Source organism: Paenibacillus sp. FSL H7-0756 (assembly GCF_038006765.1).
GTDB lineage: Bacteria > Bacillota > Bacilli > Paenibacillales > Paenibacillaceae > Paenibacillus_AQ.
Genome location: NZ_JBBOVT010000003.1, coordinates 695,321 through 719,901, shown reverse-complemented (window position 1 = coordinate 719,901; position 24,581 = coordinate 695,321). Strand labels below are relative to the sequence as shown.

The 24,581-nt window shown below is 48.3% G+C and carries 29 protein-coding genes and 1 pseudogene; 4 read left to right on the top strand and 26 right to left on the bottom strand.

Features of this window, described 5'->3' with window-relative positions; genetic code table 11:
- Position 1: 1 nt before the first annotated feature.
- The 6 genes and pseudogenes from NST04_RS29195 to NST04_RS29170 form a co-directional block, all read right to left on the bottom strand.
- Positions 2-2,161 carry a hypothetical protein gene (locus tag NST04_RS29195; protein ID WP_341187377.1) on the bottom strand — a complete coding sequence of 720 codons (2,160 nt, stop codon included), beginning with the start codon at positions 2,159-2,161 and terminating at the stop codon, positions 2-4.
- Between the two features lie 187 nt (positions 2,162-2,348).
- Positions 2,349-3,014: a TadE/TadG family type IV pilus assembly protein gene (locus NST04_RS29190; protein ID WP_341187376.1), complete on the bottom strand. Its 666-nt coding sequence runs from the start codon at positions 3,012-3,014 to the stop codon at positions 2,349-2,351.
- The gene (locus NST04_RS29185) at positions 3,011-3,199 is read right to left on the bottom strand and encodes a Flp1 family type IVb pilin (RefSeq protein WP_036696953.1); all 189 of its coding nucleotides are present in this window, start codon (positions 3,197-3,199) and stop codon (positions 3,011-3,013) included. The genes NST04_RS29190 and NST04_RS29185 overlap by 4 nt, the downstream gene beginning before the upstream one ends.
- A gap of 13 nt (positions 3,200-3,212) precedes the next feature.
- Positions 3,213-4,085, bottom strand: a complete 873-nt coding sequence (locus NST04_RS29180; RefSeq protein ID WP_341188078.1) for a type II secretion system F family protein — start codon at positions 4,083-4,085, stop codon at positions 3,213-3,215.
- 19 nt (positions 4,086-4,104) lie between these two features.
- Positions 4,105-4,905, bottom strand: coding sequence for a type II secretion system F family protein (locus NST04_RS29175; RefSeq protein ID WP_341187375.1), 801 nt, complete (start codon positions 4,903-4,905; stop codon positions 4,105-4,107).
- Between the two features lie 53 nt (positions 4,906-4,958).
- Positions 4,959-5,357 (bottom strand): annotated as a pseudogene (locus tag NST04_RS29170) (CpaF family protein); the annotation flags it as partial.
- Between the two features lie 154 nt (positions 5,358-5,511).
- On the opposite strand from NST04_RS29170, the gene NST04_RS29165 reads away from it, so the two are divergent.
- Both NST04_RS29165 and NST04_RS29160 read left to right on the top strand, forming a co-directional pair.
- Complete coding sequence (locus NST04_RS29165; RefSeq protein WP_341187374.1) at positions 5,512-6,585, top strand: MBL fold metallo-hydrolase; 1,074 nt, start codon at positions 5,512-5,514, stop codon at positions 6,583-6,585.
- Positions 6,582-6,797, top strand: coding sequence for a DUF3006 domain-containing protein (locus NST04_RS29160; protein WP_341187373.1), 216 nt, complete (start codon positions 6,582-6,584; stop codon positions 6,795-6,797). The genes NST04_RS29165 and NST04_RS29160 overlap by 4 nt, the downstream gene beginning before the upstream one ends.
- Before the next feature lie 19 nt (positions 6,798-6,816).
- Here NST04_RS29160 and NST04_RS29155 read toward each other — a convergent pair whose 3' ends face one another.
- The 3 genes from NST04_RS29155 to NST04_RS29145 all read right to left on the bottom strand — a co-directional run bounded on the left by NST04_RS29155 (position 6,817) and on the right by NST04_RS29145 (position 7,798).
- Positions 6,817-7,302 carry a hypothetical protein gene (locus NST04_RS29155; protein WP_341187372.1) on the bottom strand — a complete coding sequence of 162 codons (486 nt, stop codon included), beginning with the start codon at positions 7,300-7,302 and terminating at the stop codon, positions 6,817-6,819.
- 36 nt (positions 7,303-7,338) lie between these two features.
- Entirely contained in the window at positions 7,339-7,491 is a 153-nt protein-coding gene (locus tag NST04_RS29150) for a hypothetical protein (RefSeq protein WP_341187371.1), read from the bottom strand.
- 109 nt (positions 7,492-7,600) lie between these two features.
- On the bottom strand, positions 7,601-7,798 hold the full coding sequence (locus NST04_RS29145) for a hypothetical protein (RefSeq protein WP_341187370.1): 198 nt from the start codon (positions 7,796-7,798) through the stop codon (positions 7,601-7,603).
- A 205-nt stretch (positions 7,799-8,003) separates the two neighbouring features.
- Between NST04_RS29145 and NST04_RS29140 the strand changes: the two genes are divergently transcribed.
- Positions 8,004-8,789: a hypothetical protein gene (locus NST04_RS29140; protein ID WP_341187369.1), complete on the top strand. Its 786-nt coding sequence runs from the start codon at positions 8,004-8,006 to the stop codon at positions 8,787-8,789.
- A gap of 35 nt (positions 8,790-8,824) precedes the next feature.
- Here NST04_RS29140 and NST04_RS29135 read toward each other — a convergent pair whose 3' ends face one another.
- Together NST04_RS29135 and NST04_RS29130 are read right to left on the bottom strand one after the other, a co-directional pair.
- Positions 8,825-9,022, bottom strand: coding sequence for a hypothetical protein (locus NST04_RS29135; protein WP_341187368.1), 198 nt, complete (start codon positions 9,020-9,022; stop codon positions 8,825-8,827).
- A 24-nt stretch (positions 9,023-9,046) separates the two neighbouring features.
- Positions 9,047-9,682: a restriction endonuclease gene (locus NST04_RS29130; RefSeq protein ID WP_341187367.1), complete on the bottom strand. Its 636-nt coding sequence runs from the start codon at positions 9,680-9,682 to the stop codon at positions 9,047-9,049.
- A 144-nt stretch (positions 9,683-9,826) separates the two neighbouring features.
- On the opposite strand from NST04_RS29130, the gene NST04_RS29125 reads away from it, so the two are divergent.
- A complete protein-coding gene (locus NST04_RS29125; protein WP_341187366.1) occupies positions 9,827-10,054 on the top strand; it encodes a hypothetical protein in 228 nt (75 codons plus the stop codon).
- A gap of 106 nt (positions 10,055-10,160) precedes the next feature.
- Here the strand turns inward: NST04_RS29125 and NST04_RS29120 are convergent, their stop codons facing one another.
- From NST04_RS29120 to NST04_RS29050, 15 genes are all read right to left on the bottom strand, one after another.
- Positions 10,161-12,788 (bottom strand): NB-ARC domain-containing protein, encoded by a 2,628-nt coding sequence (locus tag NST04_RS29120; RefSeq protein WP_341187365.1) that lies wholly within the window; start codon positions 12,786-12,788, stop codon positions 10,161-10,163.
- Positions 12,789-13,053: 265 nt separating this feature from the next.
- Positions 13,054-13,224: a hypothetical protein gene (locus NST04_RS29115; protein WP_341187364.1), complete on the bottom strand. Its 171-nt coding sequence runs from the start codon at positions 13,222-13,224 to the stop codon at positions 13,054-13,056.
- Positions 13,224-14,081 carry a M15 family metallopeptidase gene (locus NST04_RS29110; protein ID WP_341187363.1) on the bottom strand — a complete coding sequence of 286 codons (858 nt, stop codon included), beginning with the start codon at positions 14,079-14,081 and terminating at the stop codon, positions 13,224-13,226. The genes NST04_RS29115 and NST04_RS29110 overlap by 1 nt, the downstream gene beginning before the upstream one ends.
- Complete coding sequence (locus NST04_RS29105; protein WP_341187362.1) at positions 14,081-14,347, bottom strand: phage holin family protein; 267 nt, start codon at positions 14,345-14,347, stop codon at positions 14,081-14,083. Before NST04_RS29105 ends, NST04_RS29110 begins: the two co-directional genes overlap by 1 nt.
- Positions 14,348-14,358: 11 nt before the next feature.
- On the bottom strand, positions 14,359-14,637 hold the full coding sequence (locus tag NST04_RS29100) for a hypothetical protein (RefSeq protein WP_341187361.1): 279 nt from the start codon (positions 14,635-14,637) through the stop codon (positions 14,359-14,361).
- 96 nt (positions 14,638-14,733) lie between these two features.
- Positions 14,734-14,844, bottom strand: a complete 111-nt coding sequence (locus NST04_RS29095) for a CD1375 family protein (protein ID WP_341187360.1) — start codon at positions 14,842-14,844, stop codon at positions 14,734-14,736.
- Positions 14,831-15,328, bottom strand: coding sequence for a hypothetical protein (locus NST04_RS29090; protein ID WP_341187359.1), 498 nt, complete (start codon positions 15,326-15,328; stop codon positions 14,831-14,833). The genes NST04_RS29095 and NST04_RS29090 overlap by 14 nt, the downstream gene beginning before the upstream one ends.
- A 15-nt stretch (positions 15,329-15,343) precedes the next feature.
- A complete protein-coding gene (locus NST04_RS29085) occupies positions 15,344-20,512 on the bottom strand; it encodes a pyocin knob domain-containing protein (RefSeq protein ID WP_341187358.1) in 5,169 nt (1,722 codons plus the stop codon).
- Positions 20,502-20,825 (bottom strand): hypothetical protein, encoded by a 324-nt coding sequence (locus tag NST04_RS29080; protein ID WP_341187357.1) that lies wholly within the window; start codon positions 20,823-20,825, stop codon positions 20,502-20,504. Before NST04_RS29080 ends, NST04_RS29085 begins: the two co-directional genes overlap by 11 nt.
- Positions 20,826-20,830: 5 nt before the next feature.
- Positions 20,831-21,370 (bottom strand): hypothetical protein, encoded by a 540-nt coding sequence (locus NST04_RS29075; RefSeq protein WP_341187356.1) that lies wholly within the window; start codon positions 21,368-21,370, stop codon positions 20,831-20,833.
- A complete protein-coding gene (locus tag NST04_RS29070; protein ID WP_341187355.1) occupies positions 21,367-22,197 on the bottom strand; it encodes a baseplate J/gp47 family protein in 831 nt (276 codons plus the stop codon). The genes NST04_RS29075 and NST04_RS29070 overlap by 4 nt, the downstream gene beginning before the upstream one ends.
- Positions 22,194-22,628 (bottom strand): DUF2634 domain-containing protein, encoded by a 435-nt coding sequence (locus NST04_RS29065; protein WP_341187354.1) that lies wholly within the window; start codon positions 22,626-22,628, stop codon positions 22,194-22,196. Before NST04_RS29065 ends, NST04_RS29070 begins: the two co-directional genes overlap by 4 nt.
- Complete coding sequence (locus NST04_RS29060; protein WP_341187353.1) at positions 22,618-22,959, bottom strand: hypothetical protein; 342 nt, start codon at positions 22,957-22,959, stop codon at positions 22,618-22,620. The genes NST04_RS29065 and NST04_RS29060 overlap by 11 nt, the downstream gene beginning before the upstream one ends.
- A gap of 2 nt (positions 22,960-22,961) precedes the next feature.
- On the bottom strand, positions 22,962-23,942 hold the full coding sequence (locus NST04_RS29055; protein WP_341187352.1) for an XkdQ/YqbQ family protein: 981 nt from the start codon (positions 23,940-23,942) through the stop codon (positions 22,962-22,964).
- Positions 23,943-23,951: 9 nt separating this feature from the next.
- Entirely contained in the window at positions 23,952-24,581 is a 630-nt protein-coding gene (locus NST04_RS29050; protein WP_341187351.1) for a hypothetical protein, read from the bottom strand.

Here is a 24,581-nt window from a genome sequence, read left to right as displayed (position 1 = left end):
TTTAGTAAGAAAAGTCAGCTACTGCTTGTCTGAAATAAACTTTGCCCCGTACATCTCCTGACAGCCCGGCACTGTAATTCACCAGCTTCACTACACCTGGCAGAAACCAGAGCTGCATGCCCATCGTGATCCGGGCGGAGGCATATGTATATTTCTCTACCGGATTGATACCGGTATTCAGGCGGATCAGCGCAAGCATCCGGGACAACTCTTCTTCCCCTCCCCCATGCAACAGGAGGAACAGCCGGAGATAGTCACGATAGCTGAGCTGTGCGGTCATATATTTGGATAAGGGAATCTCTCCTTTGGTACAGAGCTGTATCATATCCTGGATAGCCTGCTCAATACCGTACAACAGTGCAGCAGCCAGGACGACAAGCGGATTCCCCATACCGGCTTTCTCAATCAGGCCTTCCATCGTTCGCACAGCCAGCCGCAGAGCAAAGATCTCGCCATAAACGGCTGCCACATTGCCTGCAGGATTATAGAATCCGTACAAAATATATTCCAGCTCTTGCGCCTGCGGCTTCAGCTGCTCTCCAAGCTGCCCACCGAATCCTTCTGCGGACCCGGAGGCCAGCGCGGTCAGCGCTGACAGATCGAAATGCCGGAAATACATCGCAGAGTACTCCGTCTGGTACAGCCGGTCTCTGGCTCCTGCCAGCACACTGCCCATAGCTGCATAGATTCCATCCATATCTTTCATGGACGACTTGCCCGCAGCATATTGATCGTCAGTACTCACAGCAGCCCCCGGTTCCTTCTCCAGAGCTTCGTTAAAGGCGACATTCTGCTGGTAGTATTGACGCAGACTACCATACTGCTCCATCGCTTCCTGAGCGCTGCTTCCCAGCGCGCGGATCTGATCCAGCAGCTTCATGGCATCGCCAAGCTTCTTCTTCGCCTGGCCTTCTATCTGCTTACGCTGGCTGTCAGCAGTGCGGCGGTTCTCAATCTGTTCCGCTTCCTGCTTTATAACAGAACCGTGTTGCCCGTAACTGCTTATATAGCCGTGAACTGCCCGGGAAGCATTAAGAACCCCTGCACTCATAAAAGAATAGTCGGCATACAACCCGGATGCTGTACTTAATATAGCCGGCAAGCCGGAGACCAGCGGCTCCAAGGGAAGCGCGGTACTTCGCTGTACCCCGATGTTGCTGCCCATTCCGCTAAGCTCAGCCGGAGGAAGGATAAGACCTTCCACCTGTGCTCTCAGCTTCTTAAGAGGCTCTGAGCTAAGCTCTCCCGCTGTGTCCGGAATGTCCCAGTTGCGGGCAGGATCATCCCCCGCAGCACTGGCATTCGCCTCAGCCTGATCAATGACACTCTTCATCTGAAGGTTCAGCGCGTTCACCTGCTTAAGGGCAGCCTCTGCTTCATCCAGCAGACGGCTATTTTTCTCCTGGAAGTCAGCCAGCACTGCCGGTATCTTGCCTGTTACTTCAACAACCTGAACCTGATACTGCGATAGCACTGCCGTGTACTTCGGCCATGTCTTGGGGGGACGGTAATAATCGTCATAATATTTGTTGACATAATCCCCGTACATCGCCGGGATATCGGAGCTTGCGGCCAAGGATGCAAGCGAACGCGCCGGAATACTGTCACCCGGAGGATTCATCAGCAGCTTCTGCAGGTTCTGTGCACTGTCAGCAGCTTCCTTGCGCTTCTGCAGCATAAGATCCAGCGCTTCCTCACGCTGATCATATAAGGGCTGCAAGTCACCCAGTATCTCTGTTGTCCGTGAAGCCTCAGTCATGGCCGCCGATAACGGCTTAAGCTTGCCTGCCAGCTCCAGGGCGAAATCAACCGGCGCTTTGTATTTCATCTCTTCTATAATCTGCCGCCGGAAGACCTCATAGGTGCCCAGCGGGCGGCTCCAGTCGAGCGAAGAGGAATCGACCATCACAGGCAGCAGGTTAAAGGCATCCCCCCGTCCGCTCTCATACAGATTGTCATTAAGCACCTTCGATAGCAGCTGATTGCCGTCCCCGCCGCCGAAGGCGAATAAGCCGTAGTTCTCGCGCAGCTCAATGTCATATGCCGACATTACAGAGCGTATAGCGGCTCTCGCCAGACGTTCCTCCTGCACATTCACCGCCGCAATCCGTGCGTAATCGATCAGCACAGCATTAAAAAGAAATACAAACGCCAGCACCATTATAAGAAAGACCGATACCGAACCTTCCACTGAACGAAGACATCTGAATATAGATCCGCGATACGAGCAGCGGCTCAGGCCGGGATACTTGCTTAAGAACCTGCTGTGCTTGAAAATACGCATCCGAACTTCCCCTTAACCTTATTGTTGAATAACCCCGGCCACGGCCACACAACACGAGCCATTCTCATTGCAGCTTATCCAGCATCAGGGCTGCATGCTTCTTCTCCATGCCGCTGCCCTCCTTGCTGGCGGAGGAATTCTGTTTGAACTTCGACCCGTAGTAACGCATGAGATCCACCGTTCTTATGAATTCAACTGGCTCCGTAACGTAGGAGCGGGTATACACCTCAGGTGTCGCCCCATCCGCCAGCAGATTGTCCAGAACAGGCAGATGTAGCACCTTCTTCAGCTCCGCACTGATTCTGCGGCCAGTCAATCCATAGACATAGCTCATTTCACCCTGTAATCCGGCTGGCACCATCTGTGATGCACGGCGCAGCTTCACTACCGGCAGGGGCCCTCCTCCATATGCATTACCAGGCAGCGTAATGGCGGTACTGCCATTCTCTGCTTCTGAACCGAATAGCGCAGCTAACAGTCCATCCTCACCGATCCTCCAGTACAGCGGATCAACATTTCCGGTCTGGAATTCTCCGCTTACCGCCCGGTTACTATTCTCCCAGTTATAAGCAACCCGCTCCGCAGTAGCTGAGGCAATCTGCAGCAGCATCGACTTCTGATAGCTGTAAAGGGAGAAAAACAGCAGCACCATCGTAATCCCCATAAGCATCGGCAGCAGAAGTGAAGCCTCGATAGTGAAGCTCCCGTCATCCTCCCGCAGCGGAATCACTCAAAGACTTCCTGACTCTTATCTCCGGCCGTGCCGATCAGATCCTTAACCACCTTCACAATCTCCTCGCGGAATACCAGAACGACCGCAATCAGTACAGCGATGATCAGAATCATCTCCAGCGTCCCCAGCCCCTCCTCATCTTTCCAAAAGCTTTTTGCTCCTTCAGCCATCTGTGTTAACATACGCCTCTACCTCCTACATTTTTAACATCATAATCGCCGGTGTTCCCACCAGCACAATCACAATCAGGAAGATTACCACCATCGGAAAAACCAGCTTCGACGATGCCTGTTCGCCGCGTGTGCGGCTAATCGCCTTCCGCTTCTCCCAAAGCATCCGTGACAAATCCCGTAGCGACAGAACAAAGTCGGCCCCGCCTCTGCGGTAATTAAGCAGGACTGTAGTTGTGAAGATGGAGACCTCCTGCACGGCACAGCGCTTGCTGAAGTTCTCGAACGCCTGCTGGAAGGAATAACCGCCGTCCCATTCAGCCGTCATCTTCATTAACTCAGCGTAGAGCGGATGGGAGCTGTCCCCTTGGCGGCTGTTCACACAGCGGACAATCGCCCGCTGAACCGTCTCACCCGCGCCGACCAGCAGAACAATACTGTTCAGCAGCTCAGGAAGCTCCAGCATAATATTCTGCTCCCGTACACGTACCTTTTTGTGCAGATCGCTAGCCATCGCTACCGGGAGTGCAACTGCCAAGAGCCCGCCAAGGATTATTCCCGTCTGTTCTCCCGTAAGCATGGTCAGCGCACTTCCGCCTGCGGCAAGCAGCCAGCTGTAGCTAAGCATCTCCCCCATGAACAGCAAGGTCCGTTCTGCACTGTAGCGCATACCATAGATCCGCTGCAGCGAACGTTGTATCCTGAACATCACAGAGGGGAGATAACTGGCGATTCTGCCTTGCTCTAACAGTAATAATAGAGGCTCACCCAGCCGCCGCAGCCGCAGACCTTCCATGGGCAGCTCCCGTAGTGCAGCATAACGGCTGCCGCATCTCATCCTCAGAATGAGCCAGCCTGCTGCGAGCAGAAGCAGAATAACACCGCAGATCAATGACATCCCCTTCACTCCCCCTCCTTCATAGCGGAATATCCATGATCTTATGGGTCCAGAGGTAGCAGAGGAACAATGCAATCAGCGCCAATGTCGACACCGCTATTCCCGCACCTGTATACATTGGCTGCATATAGTCCCCGGCACTCAGACTCATGAACATCACCATCATCAGCGGAGAGACCAGCAGCGCCTTCGCCTCGAATTTCTTCTGGGCTATACTGACGGCTATATCCTGCTGGATATCCAGCTTCTCGCCGATGATCGATGATGTGCGGCGTACGATCTCAACCAGATCCCCGCCTGTACGCTTGCAGACCATGAATACATCTGCGAAGCGCTCCACATCCTCCATTCCCGCTCTTTTGCTGAATTCATACAGTGCATCCTCAATCGGCTCCCCGTTCTCCATCCGGGCACAGATGATATTCAGCTCGGAGATCATGTCACTTGCGCCCTCCGGGTCAAGCATCCGCAGGTCCTGCACGGCCTCCCGGAAGGCATTCTCCACCGAACGCCCGGCAGATAACGACGAAGAGAGTGAGAATAGCATCTGCTTGAATTGCAGATTCAGCGCAGCCCGGCGGCGCTGCAGCAGATATTCGCGGAGCAGCTTCGGCCCATAGGCGCTTCCGGGGACAAGCAGTGCCGCCAGGAGCAGCCGGTGATAGAACAGGTAACCAATGCCGAACAACAGGACTCCGGCACCCAGAATGACCAGCAATCTTTGCAGGGAGGTCAGCTCGTATACGGTATAATCCGGCAGCAGCACCTGCTCTCCCCCTTGAGATGCGCTAACCGGCAGCACGGGCGGTGTCCTCTTCAAGAATCCTTTGCGTCGCCTTACTAGAGGCTGCCGGTCGCTCTTCTTCATTACGTTCAGGGCACACTCGCCTCCTTCGCAGAGCCTCTACTCTCATGTTGCTGCAACGGATAATCATGGATTCCGGCCATCCGCAGCTTGTCCGCATGCAGAAGCGGGTTGCCGCTGACCTCAAGCCTCCCTTGCACCCTGCCATCCTGTTCGCCCGATTCCCGAAACTCATATAGAGGATTCAGGATAACTTCACCATTGCGGATTCCAGCAACCTCACTGATCTCCATCACCCGGCGTGAACGGTCACGCAACCGCGACAGATGCACGAATATATCGATTGCTGAGCTGATCTGCTGACGAACGACGGTTACCGGCAGATCAGCAGCACTGAGCACCATGGTCTCCAGGCGGCTGAGCATGTCCAGCGCACTGTTCGAATGGCCCGTTGACAAGCTCCTATCTAGGTCTTTGTGATACTGATAAGTTATCAACATACTGTGGACAAAATATAAAGCGAAGCCTTGCGAGCATATCTGCCAGCAAAGTTTCGCTTTTTCGTAGTAAATATTCCCTTATTCTGATAGACTACTTCCAGAACAACTCTGGGGGGATTTTATGAAGAAAAGAATTGCTTTATCAATGATTATGTCGGTTTTACTGATTTTGCTCCCTGTTATCGCCAATGCACATCCTGGAAGAACGGATTCAAGCGGAGGGCATACCTGCAGAACCAATTGTGCTAAATGGGGGCTTAAAAACGGGGAATACCATTATCACAATGGTGGAGGCTCAAAGCCAGCGCCGGCAGCTACTAAAAAGCCGGCTGTAAAGGCAACCACTAAACCCACAGCCAAGCCAACAAGCAAACCAGCAGCAACACCGGCCCCGGCAGCAATCGCACTGCCCAAAAAGCAAGCTGCGGGCACACTTCAGGTCTATTTCCTTGACGTTGGTCAAGGTGACTCCACCTTAATTCGTACGCCCGCTAATCAGTACATCCTAATTGATGGAGGCAACAACGATCAAGGTAAAAACGTTGTGAAATACCTGAACGCTCTCGGCGTTAAAACACTGGACGCCATGGTAGCGACCCATCCCGATGCCGATCATATCGGCGGCCTGGATGATGTATTGAAGGCGGTGGACGTCAAGTCCGTATATGCACCAAAGGTCTCGCATACCACACAGACCTATAAGGATTTTCTGACAGCTGTCAAAAATGAAGGGCGGACGATCAAGGCAGTCAGCAAAGGGGTTAAAATTCCGCTTTCGGGCGTAGACGCTACGTTCCTTGGTCCAGTCAACTCCTACGGAGACGATTTGAATAACTGGAGTGCTGTGCTGAAGGTCTCTTATAGGAGCAAGTCGTTTTTATTTACCGGTGACGCTGAAAAAGCTTCCGAAAACGACATGCTGGCTGATGGTAAATCTTTGAAAGCCGATGTATTAAAAGTCGGGCACCATGGCTCCAGCAGTTCCACCAGCAAACCATTCCTTGATGCAGTTAAGCCAAGTTACGCAGTAATCAGTGTAGGCAAAAACAATTACGGGCACCCCACTTCCGGCGTATTATCCAGATTAAAAAGTGCGAACGCCTCTGTTTTACGTACTGACCAAAAGGGTACAATTACCGCAATAAGTGACGGTAATAAAATCACCTTCACGACAACCAAGGGGGCTGGGAAGTGAGAAAAGGAGTAATAGATCGGTTTGAAGGAAAGTTTGCTGTTGTTGAATTTAACGGGGAAACAGAGGATATTCTTAGATCAGAGTTGCCAGCTGAAGCGAAGATAGGAGACACTCTGATTTTTGAAGAAGATAGTGTAACGATTGATAAGGCTGATACAACAAAGAGAAAGAATGAAATTCAAAATTTAATGGACGAAGTATTTGAAGAATAGCAATAAGCCCCGGGATTTTTTACCGGGGCTTTATTTGTTCTCGCAAAGATTCTGCCAGCTCCGCTGTATATCTGGTGAGCCGCAGGCTGATCTCAGTCCTCATCACATCCCGGGTCATTCCAAACCTATCCTGATACCCCCTGCAAAAGATTTTATGGTATATGACAAATTCGTCCTGCTCGTCTGGGATAAAACGGACATTCCGCTGCTTGAGCTCTTTTTGCAGTCGGTAGGTATCCTGCATAATGCGCTGCTGGATCGCCTCCCCGGCCATCTGATAAGCCCGCTTAAGGATGCTGCCGGAGTGATCCAACTCCCGCAGGCTTTTGGCGACCATCGTATCTATATGAGGCAACAAGATCAGATCCCGGATCATGGTCCGCTCTTCGGCGGTGAGCATCTTGTTACTACCGGCTGCCGCCCTCTCCGCTTGCTCATACTGATCTACATGCTCTGTCATTAGCATCTTGGTCTTCCACCGCTCGTTGCCATCCAACTTACTCATAAAGCAGCCCCCTAATGGTATAGCCAGTAATCCGCATTACCGCCGCGCTCCGCCGTCTGTGCGCCTCCCTGCGGCGCAGAATCGTATGACACGTTCCCCCCCCTCCACTATCACCGCCGTCTGGATGGGTTTACCTGCATCCCATACTATATACTGCTCCGCAGCCAGCACTTTAAAACCTTTAATCACATCCGCCGGCCTCCGCCCACTTAATCGCCCCAGCTCCCGGATCGAGGGCATGCGGCGAAAGTGATATTTAAATTGCACGATGATCCTCAGCAGCTTGCGTGGGGTGTCGTCAAGCATGCTGCCGCTCCGGTACCGGCTGCCATGACAAGATACTTTCCGCCAGGAATACTCGCGGTGCGCCGGTGGTCAGACACGTGGCCCGGATACGGCCCTCACGGATACCGTTCACTTCAATCTTCCGCTGCGTGATCTTGCCCGCTTTGTCCAGGTATATGATATCTATGGTTTGGCCGATGCTCATTTTCATGATTGATAGCCTCCAAAATAAGAACATTTGTTTGTATTATAACCAAATAAATGTTCTATGCACAAGGAGCAATATATTCTTTGGCTGGGAAAGAAAAAGAAATCATTCGCTCACATTATTGCAGATATAGACATATATGTTTAGACAACCCTTGTTAAGTTTTGTAAAGTCAATATCTATAATAAATAATGAGGAGTGTACTTAAATGAAAAGATTAAAGATCATTTTAATGTTTTTGCTAATTTTATCTTGCATACCATTAGCAGGAGTATCAGCAGCTACATCTGTATCCACAGGACCGGGGGAAACAAAAACTTATTGGGGCGATATAGGTTCTGAGTACATCGGAAAACTTATTTATACCTCCGGTTCAGGCACTGCAAGTGTTTATCTTTATGACAAAGATAAGAACGAAGTATATAAAAATAGCAAGCTACCTCTAGGGTCTTACATTACTGGGATCAAAGATTTTAATATACGCTATGTAAAGGTTACTTTATCCGAAAATTCGACCTTAAATACTTTTAGTTTCGGTTCTAAGACAACTAATCTTATAACTGAATGGACCGACTATGTAGATCAATTACCGTCTCCCTCAGCATCACCCGAACCAACTGCTACTCCATTGCCTACAAGTCCTCCTAGTCCAACTACTACACCGACTCCAACTGCGTCCCCGTTAGCAACCGCAACACCATCACCGACTCCAGTTCCCACAGTGACACCTACACCAGGACCTGAACAACCATCGGGTGATCGTGCATTAATTACAATCACAATGGTTAATGGAGTCGAGAAGGAATATGACCTCTCAATGATTGAAGTAGATGCATTCTTAAATTGGTGTGATTCCCGAGATGCAGGCAGAGGTCCAGGTATGTATGCAATTAATAAACATTCCAACAACAAGGGGCCTTTTAGCAAACGGACTGAATATGTAATACATGATAAGATCCTAACCTTTGAGGTAAGTGAGTATAAAGCTCAATAACAAAAAAGAGACCCGTCAGGCACAAGCCCGGCGGGTTATTTTATGTATGCTCTGAATTCAAACCGTTCGCGGACAAACCGGGCGCCGGCTATCTTGATTGAATCAGGTGTGTAGCCTTCCACAATCCCCCCGTAGTCCATGAGATGCCCGATAGGGTCTGGATCTTCCCGGTACCAGACTGATACTTTAGATTGCGCCAGGGCTGCCATGAAGAAGTCTTTGTCGCTCTCCAAAACTTTGTATGCAGTATTCATATTTCACTTCACATGCTGCTCAGCTAAGATTCGCTTCTCAGCTTTGTAGTCCTTTTTGATTACTTTATCCCCATTCATGTAGTTATCCCAGGAATCAAAAATCATATGTGCATCTGCTTCTATGATATCCTTCACCTTCTCGATCTGCCCCGCCTTAAATAAATCCATAATTACAATAAGATCATTTCTATTATGTAGTTTTACACCGTTATACCCAGCAAGTTCTTCGCATGCAACAGTATATTGATTTGATGCGATCACCATAGACTTCTTGGCTCGGTAATACCTCATTGAGCTATAGATCTCTTGTACAGCACCTAATCCCACAGGATATGAATAACGTTTTGCTTGAACTACATTCCGATATCCGTCCCGATCCGTAAAAACTAAATCAGTTCCGAAATCTCTACTTCTTGGAGTCTTATAAGCATCTTTATATCCCAAGGCTAAAAATAGTCGATATAGGTATTCCTCAAACTCCGATCCGTCTTCCATACGGTCTACATCCTGAATTGTAATTTTGAGTGGATCAATAACTTCATTACGTGTGCACTGTGGTTTCTTCTTAGACAAAACAAAAAACACAATACCGGCAACAATGATTACAATAAGTATTGCTGCATTAAAAATCCCAAGCAATTTTAATCCCCCTATAAACAATTTCGACTGAAATCTCCTTCCAATATAAATCATATGGAACATTATGTATATGTGGGTGAGGAAAATTTTCCTTCGGGTATCAGACGAGGTGTATAATAATCAGAAAACACCCGAGGTGTGGTCATGGATAAAAAGCTAAGGCAAAGTATTAAGACTGCGGCTGTAAAACAGGAAATGATTGTTGTATGGCTTCATGACGGGGAAAAGATAAAAGGCATTGCGGAGGTATCAGCTGATTCTGAGCGAGTAAAGATCAATACGATTGAGGGGCCGATTTGGGTGCCATATGTAGATGTGGAGAGTATTTCACGAGTGATAAAGTTGCGGATTTCAGGCGAGGCGAACGAATGACTTATCCTTTCTTGAGTGGTTGAGCAGTAATATTTAATATGACAATAAGAGAGAAATTCCATAATACAAAAAATACCCTGCTATTGTTGGCAGGGTTGAAACCATTTTAAACGTTGTACTCTTCTTCGAATATAATTTTTTTGATATTTTTACAAGTGTATTTACCAGCATGACTAGGAACCAAAATGAATTCTACTAAATCACCTACTCCTAAACCTTCTGGAAGTAAGTTCTTTGTGAAATAAATACTTTTATGATTTGCATTCTGAATGAACCCATAATGATCTTTTATAAAAACTATAATACCATTGTTAGGTTCCTTAATTTCCTGGGCTTTTGCTCGAAAATCAGTAACAAACTGCGCTAGAGAATCAACCAACTCCAATGGTATTTGTTCTCGATGTGCTGATAAAACTTCTTGAATGACTTTTATATTATTATGATTTATTGATTTAATGTTACTTGCATGCTTTTTCAAGGCTTTTCCTAGTAACTCTATTGATTGTGGGTCAAAATATAAGAATGATAAGTCCTTTAGGATAGCCAACAAAACTAAATAAGATCTTCTGTCGATTTGAGGCAATTTTTCTATTTCTGCTATTCCTTGTGACAAAAGCTCTCTTTTTTTCTCAAAATCTCTATTTCCATATTTTTCTGCCCTTCTGCGAAATAACTCTCCATACCTTGATGCAAGTATATTTTGGGTTTTTAAATCATATTCCTCTTTTTTATTATTGTACTTTAAAAGAATTTCTTCTGATTCATTGTATTTGCCTAAGTACATAAGAATACGTGCTTTCTCAGATACAATCATAATTTCGTCTGGACAAATCTCTTCAGCTTTTAAAATCAACTCTAACGCTGTTGAAGGATCAAGCAATTTTATTACATAAAATACTGCAAATAAAAACAATACTGAAGCCTTCTCTAGATCTGTTTCACACTTATCTAATGCAATTTGGTAATTATCTAATGCTCCATAAAGTTCAGTTCTTTCTGCTAAAATAAATGCTTTTATTTTATATACTTCAAAATAATCAGGAGATATATTGGCAGCTTTTTCAACATAATAAAAAGCTTTTTCCCAATCCTTTTTCGCACTTCTTTCAAGAGCATTGGTCAAGTAATATGAAGCAAGTTTTCTACTCTCGTTATCCATGTTTGCAAACATGGATTTTGGATTAAATGGATCAACTTCATTTTCTACTTTTATAGACTGCAAGATATCGTTTAATTTCTTCCTTTTACTAAATGTACTTACAACCAATTTATTTTCAGGCGCTTGATATGTTGACAAATAGTCTTTCGCCATCTCATTAATTGTATATATGCCATTCCTGAGCATTATCATGTTTGTGTATAAAAGCTCATTAATTGACTTCCTTAATTCGACATCAGATAGATTAGTAAAATAATCTATCTCCCCAAGACTCAATTCTTTCCTTTCAATTAAAAAAAGTTGTAAAATTGTCTTAGAATTTATAGTAAGTTTATTGTAGACATTAGACATACAGAATTCTACTAGTTCTGATTTTTTAGATATAAGAACAGTTTCACTAATACCATTATAAACCCCGGATATAAACCACTTAATTGAGAGTGGATTAGAATACAAATGCTTGGTGATTATGCCATTTATTTGAGAGTCAGTTCTTTTATGCAGATCAAGCCCATAATATTTGGATAGTTCTCTGAAATAAACAGTGGCATCTTTATTATTCATTCCTTGTAGAGTGTACCGATATTCTAATTCTCCAAGCCCATGACGGGAGGTTATTAAAACCTTAGAATTTTCAGGTATTTCCTTAATAAATTGATTAATATCCTCATTATTTATGGTCTCTAAATTATCTAAAACTAATAAAACATTAAATTCACGCATAAAATTTATAAGGTTTTCTTTAGGGGTAAAATTTTCTTCCTTTATTGCGTTAGACTCACCAGCCAAATATAATTGAGGAATATCATTAATAGAATTATTTATTAGAACAAATTCCCCCTTGGATAAAGTTCTAGTCTTAAGCGATATCCAAATAATTGCTTCAAATTTATTTTCACTATCTTCGATTAAATCATAAAGAATTTTAACCGCAATAGCGGTTTTACCGATACCCCCGTTTCCAATAATAGTGACTATTTGATTTTTATTATTTAGTAATAAATTTTTAATATCAGTTACTTCTTTTTTTCTTCCGATATAGCCTGTGTCGTCAAACTCTGGTTCGGGTATATTATGATAAGTTTTAGGATTAAATTCAATGATCTTGGGGTACCTTTGGACTATCAATTTACTCGGATCCTCATTGATGACAGTTCTTGTATTTATAGTTTGATTCCATTTTATCCAATTTATTGAACTATCAATTTGTTCTATAATTTCCGAGAGAATAGCTCTATCACCAAGTTCTAGAGGTTTGGTGTGCATTACTCTATTTCTTACCGGAATTACCTTCTCAAAATACTCATATAACACACTGGCCTTTTCATTATTAATATTAAAGGAATATGGATTTTCTTTAATAATACTGATATAGTCACCTAGATCTAATTGATCAAGCATAGCTCTATCATTAGTAACCTCAATCTTGGAATTTCTAAATTTAGCTTTACTTATCATTTCAGGAGTATAATTAATTGGTTGACCACCTGTTAATATATATTCTTTGATGTCAAATTCAATTGATGTACATATTGAAAACATTATAATTCTTGTTCCCAAGTTTATGTTTACCATAGCTATAGAATTCTCCTCATAGTCACTTTATTAACAGTGATCGCCATCATGGGACTTTTTTCCTCATTTTACACTAAAAAAGCATCAGTTTCTACAATAAAAAACACTCCACCTTAATTATTAAGATGAAGTGTTTTGTGATGATCCTTTCGTGGATCGCTCTTTACATATTTTATAACACAAATATTAGGAACTTTCAATGGGCAATTACATATTACATATTTCAGATATCAATTCCCTTATTTTTTTGGTATCAGTAACTGCTTCAGCCAACATATACACCGAACAAGCTCCGACAGCTGCAATTATACCTGTAATCCTTAACCGCTGTGTCATCCGATGCCCCTACGGCCCCCAGAATTGACGTAGCCAGTGCTGCGACAAGCGCCCCGAACTTCCGGCTGGACAGTTTTGCCTTCAAGTCTACCTTGTTCATTATTTTGCTTCCTTCTGAATCCGGGCCAGTCCAAGCCGGTGCAAAATCGTAATCAGCCGCGCCTCGGTGTATGTGGCCTTATCCGGCGTATCAATAACCGGCTTGCAGTTAAGCAATGACGGAGTATCTGCAAAAGCCTTCAGCGCATCCTTGGCCCATGCTGGCGGCGTAGTGTTGGTCAGTTCCAGCAATAAGGTATTCATCTTCTTCATATCTCCGGCCTGCTGCAGCGCCTGATCTTTCAGCACATCCTTGCTCTTGATCAATCCGTCCACCGCCGCTGCCAGTTCCTTCACCTGTGATTCCAATTCCTCAATCTTCTTCATATCCTCCGCTGCCTCCCCTTGTAATTTATCGATCCTTGAATATGCTGCATCTATCTGTACGCCTGTTGGCTTCTTCCCCGTCCGAAGATTAGCCAGACTTAATCCGAAGCTCATATGCAGGTGCGGGTAGTCCTTGAAGCTAGTCCAGTCGCCGCCCCACTCAAACCCTAGCGCTTTAGCCTCTTTAATCACCTCGGCCCAATCGGCTTCACCGTCCTTGTCCCCGTCCCTGTTCATATCCCAGGATACGCCGGTGCCATTTGGCAGCAGCAGTGCAAAGTCAATCGCCAGACCGTAATTGTGATAGCTATGACCGCCCCGGGCATTGGTGACGATGCTGCCCGGCTTTGTCCGGCCCTGCGCATACAGGGCATCTTGCTCTGCGATGGTACGCAGGCCCTGGGTGATCATTATATTGACTCCCCGGGCATAACAGCGCTCAATCAGCGCCACCGTGGCCGCCTGGACCACAGGATGCAGCCCGTCCAGGCGGGATTGCGATTTATTCTTTACTTGATCCAGAGTCAGCATTATTCGCCAGCTCCTTTTTTTGTCTGTTTGACCAGTTGATTGCCGTACACGGCCACAGCTCCGCACAGGATGCCCTGCAATACACTATCGGGGCTCAGACCCAGCATCAGGCAGACCACAATAATAGCAACTGCCGTGACAATATAGATAATCGTCCAATCCGGCACGCGCGGCGTCTGCTTGAGGATATATCCGATCACCCAGCAGACAACAAGCACCAATAGCAACTCCGGCTTAATAAAGCTTGATACAGCATTCCATTCCATGTCTATCACTCCTACTCTTCAATTTTGTCGATACGCTTATGGGCTTGCTTCGCAGACTCTTCAACTCTAGTCACTCGCTCTGATAGAGCGTCTGTACGCTGCCCTTGTACCCTTACGTCTGCCCGGATATCATCCACACCACGCTTGATGTACTCAACATCTGTGCGCAATGCAGCACCGCTACCAGCCTCCTGGGCAACATCCTTTTTAAATGCAGAGGTACGGGTTACCCACCCAAGTACAACTCCGCTCACTGCTGCGACTATAGCCGTAATTGTTGTAATCTCCACCTGATTCCCCCCCTCATCTCTAATGGTGATAAAAAGCCCCCGGATACAAGTCCAGGGGCAAAATAAAAACGCCTCATTGGGCGCTATTGGTAATCTCTATTCAGCTTCAATCAGCGCGGCGACATCCGGCCGGATTACCTCCGGCACCTGCTCCAGCGTTCTGATACCCTTATTAATCAAGTTTGCATATACCTTAGCCATTTTCATCTTCACCTCCCCCTGCGAGTGCGTCCGGTGCTTCCGGCTGCTGCCCGGCAAGCACCAGCTCGTACAGTTCAGCAAGGCCAACTTGAGCGTCAACCGCCTCCTGCTTGGCTACCTGCAATTCAGCCTGCGTCTCATTGAGTCTTTCCAGCGCATCCGCAAGCTGCTGCGCGGTGTCTACCGCTCCGGCTTCCACGGCAGCCATGCGGCCCTCCAATGGGTTCGGCTCATGCAGATACGTAAACACCAGCTCGCCCGTCTCCGGGTCCACCCGATAGCTGTCGCACTGAGCAAATTCCCGCGAGTACTGGCCGTATTGCAGCTTGATTACAGCAACCGTCTCCCGGACCCGCTGGGCCAGCTCCTTGATGCTAGCAAAGTCCTGGTCCTCTGTTGTCTCCACATATCCCCGGCCCACGTACTCCCCGGTATTATGAATTACATTGCCGGTTGCTTTGTCATAATAGATTTTCATTCCGATGTTCATCTTGTATTCCTCCTCTTAAATACCGTAGATAAATGCGGCTCTTGATCCTACACTGCCATTATCAAACATGGTGATTGTAACGGAATTGTCTGTCCAAGATACGTTAAATGACCCGAACTGAGAATATGAAGACCCTCCAGAAATCGGAGTATACGCTACGCGAGGTGCCCCCCCTCTTGCTGTGCCTGACACAGTATTGCGCACTGCAAATCCGTAACATTCACCTAAGGCAGAAGTTCCCGGCACTGTGCTGCTAGTGGATACTACAACCTGCGAACAAATTAATACCATGGGGACAAATGGAAGACCTTCAAATGAAACTGAAACTGTTCCTCCATTAGAAGTAAACGTCCGAACTGCCTCTTTCATCGGGCTTTTTCCATTACCAACTATCCCGAGTATATTTTTACCGGATAAAATATTTTCCGGTTTGATATCTGTTGCGGGAGCTGTGACCCATGATGAGCCATTGTAATATCCTTCAGGCGGATTCAAGAAGACTCGATCTCCCGCCCATACCGTGTATTGCGATGCAGGCATATGATGGTTCTCTGCGGACCGGTTAGGCATCGCGCCATTCACCACCCCGTCCTCTCTCCCCACGGAGTAGCCGGTTAGCACTTGGCCTGCTTCCGCTGTTCCATACTCACCCCCTTCACCCTGTAACGTAAAAACTGAACCGTCATAAATGACCGTGTACACCCCGCCCTGCACCAGCGGCGGGTTATTGCCGTTTGGCTTTTTAATGGACTTAGCTCCCCGCCCGTCTGCATTTAAATTGATAGGGCCAACTGTGCTTGACGGCGACTTGAAGGATAACCGCTGACCGGCTACAAGGGCCGTTATCGGCGGATTCGCGGAGCCGGTGAAATTGGGCGAGTTGCCCGCGAGGGTGCCCAGATAGGAAACCGTCCCTTGCAGCACGGCGTCAGGGATCGCAGTTAGCAGCAAGTCACCGTTTGCATCCAGTCCGGCTATACCATTCGGAACATTGTATAGACTGCTATTCGGAACGCTTACCCACGCGGTCCAATTATTACTGACACGCCGTCTAATCCACTCTGGTGGAGTCCCTGCTGCGCTTAGGAGTATCGCCCTCTGCACCACATAACTAGTTCCGTCTGATGTCCCGGAATGCGTCTGGACAAGGATATGGAACCAACCCTGAGAGTCGCCCGGTGCGCTCAAAAGCGTACTTCCTGAGTAGAATCCCGTTGTCAGAACGTTATTCAGATCAACCCCCGCAGCAAGAGCTAAGGCTTTCCCATCGTCTTTAGTGAGACTATACTTCTGAACAACGTCTGGAATGGCAGCGAGGGCGACATCTCCAGAGCCGTCAAGCCCTGCATACCCCCAAGCTACATTCTTCTTATTGGTGTTCTCACTCTCCACCCACGCAGTCCAGTCCGTACCGTTGTATCGACGCTGCCACACTCTCACAGAGGCATAGGCGGTAACTCTTTGAAGACAAGACTTGCTGGATGAGGTCACGCCCAATTCGAGGACTTCCAACGTCACAGCGGTATTGGTAGCAACATCCGTAGGAAATCCAGAGACATTTGAAGTTGTTGAGATATAGTAGAGGCCTGTTGATGTCAGTGCATCAGCGCTGCCTGAAGTGATAACAAACGGCTTGCCCGTCTTCTCGGTTAGCTTGTACTTCTGGATGGTGTCAGGCAGCGCCGAGGCGTCAGCGATACCCAGCCGCAGGTTATCGACCTTGGCCTCGATATAGTCGTCTGCGAAGTCCTGCCGATCATTATCCTGCCGCAGCTCGGCGGTACTCTGCAACAGCTCGGAGACAACGCCGCCCAGGCCTGTCCTCCAGCTTGCCGCTGTCTCTGTGACATTGGCGGTGAGGGGGTATTTATCCAGGGCAATATAGGTCACATAGTAGGTTGCATTGGCATCATAGTCTGCGGCAGAAATAGACGCGAAAGCAACTCCAAAAGGATCAAGTCTAGCCCCCCGTAATCCTAGCAGCCATTTGTTATCAATATCGGCACCTTTGTACACTTGAAGTATTCTTGCTGCTGGATAACTCATCTTAGTTCCAGCATTAATATATTTAGGCTCCCCACCTGTAACAGTGACACGCTCCCGCTGAACAACCCCAGTTTCCACACTGATCTGATTGCCTCCCGGATGGAGTGTAATGCTTCCCTCGGCGTTCGGGACCGGGACCGGCTGCGCTGCCTGCGCCAGCACGTAATCCAGCGTAGCCCACGCCGTCCATCCCGGCGCTTTGTTGGCGGAAACCCATGCCTCAGTATTGGTTGCTGGTACGCTGCCGTCCAAGATAGACACCCAAGATGTATAGGCAATGCCGTTGTTGGCTGTAGCTTTCCAGCCGTTCATTAGTGCTTTCATTGCATTAGTGCTTGGGGGGAGAGCACTTACCCATCCCGACTCTGCACGCGCTACATTTAAATAGAGATACGCATCGCCCCCGAGCTGCCTGAATACATCCGGTGCAGTTGCGGTTACATTCTGGGGACTATTAATCAGCAGAGAACCAGTATACTTTACCATTCGTGCCACAATCATGCCCCCGAGAGGGGAGTTATCCGACAACGCTGGAAGTCTGTCTATTCTGATTACACTGTAGTCAGTTGTAGATGTATGACCTACCCAGCTTAATGATCCATCCAGCAATACGTTCTTTTTAACTCTCTCAAGATACTTCCACTCCGTACCCTGGGAGTACACGCTGTCCCGCACATCCCCGATTTGCCCGAGCGTGACCGGAAGGATGACAGACTGTGGCTCCGCTGGGGTGTAAGTAGTTGCTGTTCCCCCTAGTTCCAATTGGATGTTGTCATAGCGCTTGACCTGTGCAGCAGCAGTCGCCACAGAGCCATAGGCGAACAGCAGGATTTCGGTTTCAGTGCCTGTATCAAAGCTGACGCTCTTAAATCCGGAACCTCCTCCCACTGCGGCCGCAATACCACTTGAGCCATTATCGCTACCTTTCCTAACGCTCAGTTGGGGCGCATCTACACCACTGACGTTAGTGGCAACATAGCTTAGTGTGTAGGTAGTATTTGGAAAAACTGCATATGGTTTTGACCTCATGTAGCTGTACACCACCGCTCCAGAGGTTACAGTTATACTACTTGTAGCTAAATCCTCATTCATGGTTGTTCCAGCGCCATTTCCTAGCGAATAGCCACCGCCAGTATACAGGTTTCTCCCCTGTTTGCTCACTGCAACGCCCTGTACGTGCTGCTTGCCATCAACATGCGGCAGATAATCCCGGATGTTGGCCTCAGTAATGTCAGCGCCGATTCGGGCGTATAGTGCATCATCAACTTGGTACAGCCCTGCCCCATCGTACTGCGCCCAGCCGACCGTGCCCGCTGTGGCCGTGTTATAAAAATGCAGGGCTAGCGTGGTTGTATCAGCCGCCAGTGTATACTTGGTATACACAGGCTTCCAATTACTAGGATTGCTCATAGCAGTTGTGACCCCTACAGTTGATCCATTGTTATACACAGATATGCCCATACGTCCATTTGTTCCGTCTGTCATGCCATCAGCTATAACCACATACTTTCCGGCAGGAACCACTATATTCAACCGGGACACTCGCCGATCCGTGCTTGTTTCAGAGGCAGAGTTTGCTATACGCTGTGCGAATGCCCCATATTTACCCACAACACGGGAGTAGGTTGCGGGCATGCCTATACTTAAACCATCTGCTCGGCCATCCCCATCAGAGTCTATTTCAAAATTGCCGATACTACCCAGTAGATTCACCAGCGTCCTCCCCTGCACGGTCAGCTCCAGCTCCGAGCCATTCCCGTCCGCCGTCACCACCGATGTGCCCGGCCCTAGGGTTTGGGTCAGGTCTACCCGGCCTACCTTCGTGTCAGTGTAGGCAATGGCCGCAGCCTGCGCAGCATCTGCCTTTGATTGAGAACCTACAGCCGTTTCAATGATTACCCAAGCTGACCAAACGCCTGCATAGAAGTTGCGGGTATACATCTTTGGTGGGTCGAGATCCGTTCGATAAAAAGTAATCGTCTGATTGCAACCTGTACCATCAGCACCTACTGTAGTCTTTATGGTGAGATTGAAGGCGTAATCGCCAAAAGGACGGTTGGTTATAGTCGCCGCAATGGCATTTGATATAGCTACCCAAGAGCCTTCATTCAGGAAGGTGTTCAAGTCAGCATTAGACGGCAAGGATTGAGCTTTGCTCACCTTGGCGCTCCAGGCCGTCCGCTCCGCTGCGGTGATGTGCGCCGTTGTATTGCCTGCATGGGTGGTGAGATTGGTCTGTACTGCGTCTGCCTTGGCCTGCGCTCCGGCGGTAGTCTCCTTGTTATTCCAGGCTGTGCGCTCCGCTGAGCTGATGTGCCGGGTAGTGTCGTCCGCATGCTCCTTGGCTTTCTCTAGGGTTGTGGCCGGAGGAGTGTACCATTCCCCCTTGCCGGTTATTGCACGGATCATCCATGCCAACCAACCCCAAAGCTTGGTAGGCGATCCGGTATTCCCTGTAGGTGCTTGAGTGTCGGTAATCGTTCGGTCACCGATGACGATATCCGTAGCTGATCCGGCGCCACCGGCCCCCGTTGTTAGTCCGGCCAGCTTCGCCTTCTCTTCCGAGCTGAAATTCTCCGTTGAAAGTTGCTTTCCAGACACCTTATCTACTTTACCCGCAAGCTGTGTCGTCATTGTCCCAGCAAAATCAGGGTCGTTGTTCAATGCATCCCCGATTTCCTTTAGCGTATCCAGCGCTTCAGGCGCAGCCCCTATCACTGCCTTAATACGCTGGTCCGTCTCCGTCTTACTGTAGGTGGTGCTTTTATCCGCCTTCGTCAGCAATTGGGTCTCAGTGTAAGATTTTGCTGAAGAGAGGGAGGCATCCGCTTTTTGCTGGGCTCCTGCTGGTGTCTCTTTAGCATTCCAGGCTGTGCGTTCTGCTGCGGTAAGATGTTTCACCTTGTCACTTGAATGTGTCTCAACATCTTCAGACAGTTCTGCCAGTTGGGTATGTGCTCCTTCAACTCCATCCTCAATATGGTTCAAACTTGCTGAGGTAATTCGCGTTCCTTCCTGAACCAATTCATAAATCGGGCGTCCAGTCTGCGGGTCCGTCTTTTGCTTCCCGGAAGCATCCTTAATTGGTTTGGTCAGGTCTGGGATCTCGTCCTTCCAGGTCTGTTTGTTATATGCCACCAGCATTCGCCTCCAGTCTTAACACAATTTCAAAGGCAATTAAAAACCCCTTATCGTTTTTGGTAACGGTAAGGGGTTGATCTGCCAATATATTGCCTTCTACATCTAACAATGCAGCTCCTAAAAGCTGTTTGCCTACGGCTTGGGTCTCTGTTATATAAATATACTTCCGAACAGCTAAACCTGAAACGACTGTATTATGAATCGGGTAAGCCGTCTGCACTCCACCAATATTTACTCGCGCTTCTCTAATATGGCCATTCAGATCGTTGATCAATTTATCAAGCAATAACTGTTTAATTACATCTGCCAAAAATATCAGCCTCCCATCGGCACTTCAAATCCACAGATGGGGAAATCCACTCCGTGAGAGTATCCAGTACCTTTAATATTGATCGTTTGTGAAGGAACAGATGAACTCACCACAGCCCGGCGGATGTGAACCGGACGAATATATTCAAAGTCTGCCTGCAGACCAACCATATTAACTGGCTGGGAAAGTGAGAACTCAAATTGAATCTCTTTGGCCAGAAAATCCTCTGTGATGTTCAGTAACTTACCGTGTTGATTACCTATATCCCGCAATACTGGCAGCCTGAACGGCCGGTCTCCCCACCGTTTCCGCCGGATCGCCTCCCGGCGCTCATCATCGGTTCCGGCTTGCGTCTTCCGGAAGTACATCCACTCCCAGGCCCACAGCGCCCAAGTAGCACGATTCAAAGTAAACTGATTACTCAAATCATCAATGGTCTTTTCACGGGCGATCATTTCCTCTTCCATCACTGAAAAATGCCGGTCCGCCATGTCTATTTCATACCAGTACGGGGGGAGCACTTCCCGGTATCTCAGCGGGATCATGACAGGACCACCTCAATCCGTAGGACCGAAGTCGGCGGGATGACTATGTCGTCCTCGGCTCCATTAATCGTAAGGCTCTCATAATCCTCAACACCGGGAACCAGCAGGAGCGCGGCCACATAGTTGTAAACCAGCTTGTCCCGGCCGCTTGCATACTCCGCAATGCGCTGCCGGATGGTTTGCTCAAGGGCAGCCATGTCGGTACCGATAACAGTCAGCAGTTTCGTCTCGATCTTGGCCGTAAATACTGGAGCCGGATGCACTTGAAGATCATGTCCGACAATTCGACGTTCTTCCCACATCCACGCCTTCACTTTCCCTGCAAACTCTTCGGTAATTGGCTGCCCATTCAAATCCGTCAGGTAAAGATCGATTGAGTTCTCATGCCGTTCCTTCTCCCTGGCCATGGCTCCGCCGACTCCGGCCATCTCCATTGCCCAACTCTCGTAATCCTTCCGCCGCCCGCTACCAAACTCAGACGCAGCCCGTTCGAGCATACGGAGCCGGAAGATGTCGTCGCTTTCCCCTTCCTTTCGGATTAAGCCAGCCGCCCAGCCATGTCCGTCCAGGTACTCGGAGTCCGCCCAAATCGGGAAGCCCTGGAGGAATCCGTACGTCCACAAGGACTGCTGCTCGGCAATCTCCAGTGCGATCGGATACCAAAGATCGTAAAAATACTCCCCTTCCCCGGTTGGCGGCGGAGGAAGCCCGCGTTCCTGCGCCAGTGTAATTGCGCGGTTTACCCACCGCTGATAGATCTCCTCCGGCTCCTCCTCCAAGATCGGCATATAGGGGAGCACGGGCAGATCGGTTAGTTTAATTGTCATATCGTCTCCTCCAATTCTGCCTGACCGGCTGATCCGGTAATCAATATTTTAAGATGCATTTCTTGGCCGTCGCGCTCCATCATCTCCACTTCCGCTCGAAGGATTTCCAGATGCGCAGAGAGGGCTTCTTCTATATCTCGCTTGATCTCCACGTCTTCCCAACCGGACCATTCGGACCGTTCGACACCGACCTCGGAACCGTAAAGGACATAACGGAAACGCTCTGTATTGAGGATTTTCAAAGCTGTCTGCACCAAGTACTCTGGATACGTGCGGGTCTTTGTAGGATGACCAGCATCATCAAACACGGCGCGCCGATTGCGATAATCGATGACGTACGTCCACTTAGTCGCAGAGACGACGGATTCCGTCAACTCTATGCCATCGAGGTCTGTCAAATCCAGAACAGGAAACAATCCATCATCCGCCACTGCTGCCCACCTCCTTCCCAAGTACGTAATAGCGCTGCCCGGTCAATCGGGAGACGATCAGCCGATCACCCGCCTGCAGCGGGCTGGGAAGAACGAGGACACCTGTGAGCGCAGAAGTAGAAGGCTGCTTAACCTCAAATACAGCATCAATACGACGCTCCTGCAGATACTCTGCAAAGACTAGCTTCTCTGCAGGATAAGGCTCCTGATCGCCATCAACTTGAATGGCAGGGTTTCCCGGCCAGCTCAGCAGTGTGGCCCTCTCGGTATCTCGGGCATCAATGTGACCGGCAGTCTTTTCCCGCAGCAGCTTAAGCGCATCATTCAGCACCGCTATTCCCTCCTCTCCAACTCTAGCTTTACGGTATACATTCCATTTTTAAAACTGCTCTCCGCAGACTCCACAATCCACTTGGATGTATGGTCCGTCTTGATTAACACCATCCAACCGGCTCTAAGCCCAGAGAGGGAATGATCTTCATGCTTGATTGTGATCTTCTTGCTCTGTTTAGCCGGTGACATAGCCTTCAGGCGCTGAGTTGCGATCGTGGTCGGGTCCTCATCTTCCTCAACCTCAATGATTTCCTCCATACGGCCCATTGCTTGGACTGCGCCTGCCGCAGTCTTTGTTACAGAGGAGGCCAACTTGTCATCCTTGTACTTTTGAGCAGTAACCACCGTATAGGTTTCCTCAATGCTGTAGCCCGCCGTGCTGGATTCCATCTGTTCAGGGATAAACACCGGTACCCGGCTATTTGTCCCTTCGCGGACCACCTGCAGGTAAAATCCCGAATCCGTCCGGACGACATCAATGTGATACCGGTAGCCGCTGCGCTCATATGCTTTTTGCAACACATCCAGGATGAGTTCTGAGTGTGAAATCGTTCCATACCGTTCGTCCAGGTTAAAACCAAAAGCGGGACAGCGGAAATCAATGCCAGTAGTCTTGATGTAGCGCTGTAGCTCCGCGCCGGCTTCCCCTTTAAGATAAGGACGGACACCTTTGTTTTTGGACAAATACCAGCTGATCTCCCGGGCATCGATTTCCCACTCCCGAGAAAATTCATTTTGCTCATATTTGATAATCGGTCCGTAGAAGAACTGGTTTTTGTGATGAAGCACTCCAACCCCTGATAATTGCTGTGAAAAACACATCAACAGACCGGCTATCTTAACGTCTGCAGCATCCCGCACCCGCACGGTCATACTACGAGCGATTTCATCTCTCGCTGAAGACCAGGCCAGCTCGACAATTGCATCCGTCAGTAAAATACGGTTGCTTTCCTTCCCATATACAACTGCAAAATTGTCCATCTACACTCCTCACTTTTGAGTAGAGGTTTTATCCAAAATCCTTTCCTTTTGAGACAAGTAATCGAAATTACCTTTCGCATTGTCGGCAGCCGCCTTTGCTTCAGCCTTCTTCTGCTTATCACTCTTCTTGTTTTGGTTCTTTTTGTCCGTCTGTCCGGTAGTATTCGGGCGGCTCTTGGATGATTTGGTGATTATCACACCTGGTTTCAATAACTGCTGGGTATTAGAGTAAGAAACAATTTTGACCGGATCGAACTCCACGAAGGTGAAGGCGATATGCAAGTTTGCCTGGCCATCCTTATAGGTGGCCTCCATCGTTTCAAACCACATGGTCTGCGAGAACAGTGACTCGAAGTTGATCACAACCGGCTTAGCCTTCCATTCCTCCATCAGCTTCCATGCCTGTTCTGGAGATTTGTAGGTGATGGTTTCCTTCCCCTTCTCCCACAGATCATTCCAGCGCCGCGGGAAGATGACAGAAAAAGAGACCCGCTTCAGCTTCGAAGTGAGTCTCTTACTGGTCTTCTCCTCCCCGGTAATCACCGTGAAGGAATCTATTTCGTTGCTGCTTGTAATTTGAATCTCCGCCGGCGTAATCGGGAATGTAAATCTGTTCTTATCCCGAATCATGGTCAGCAT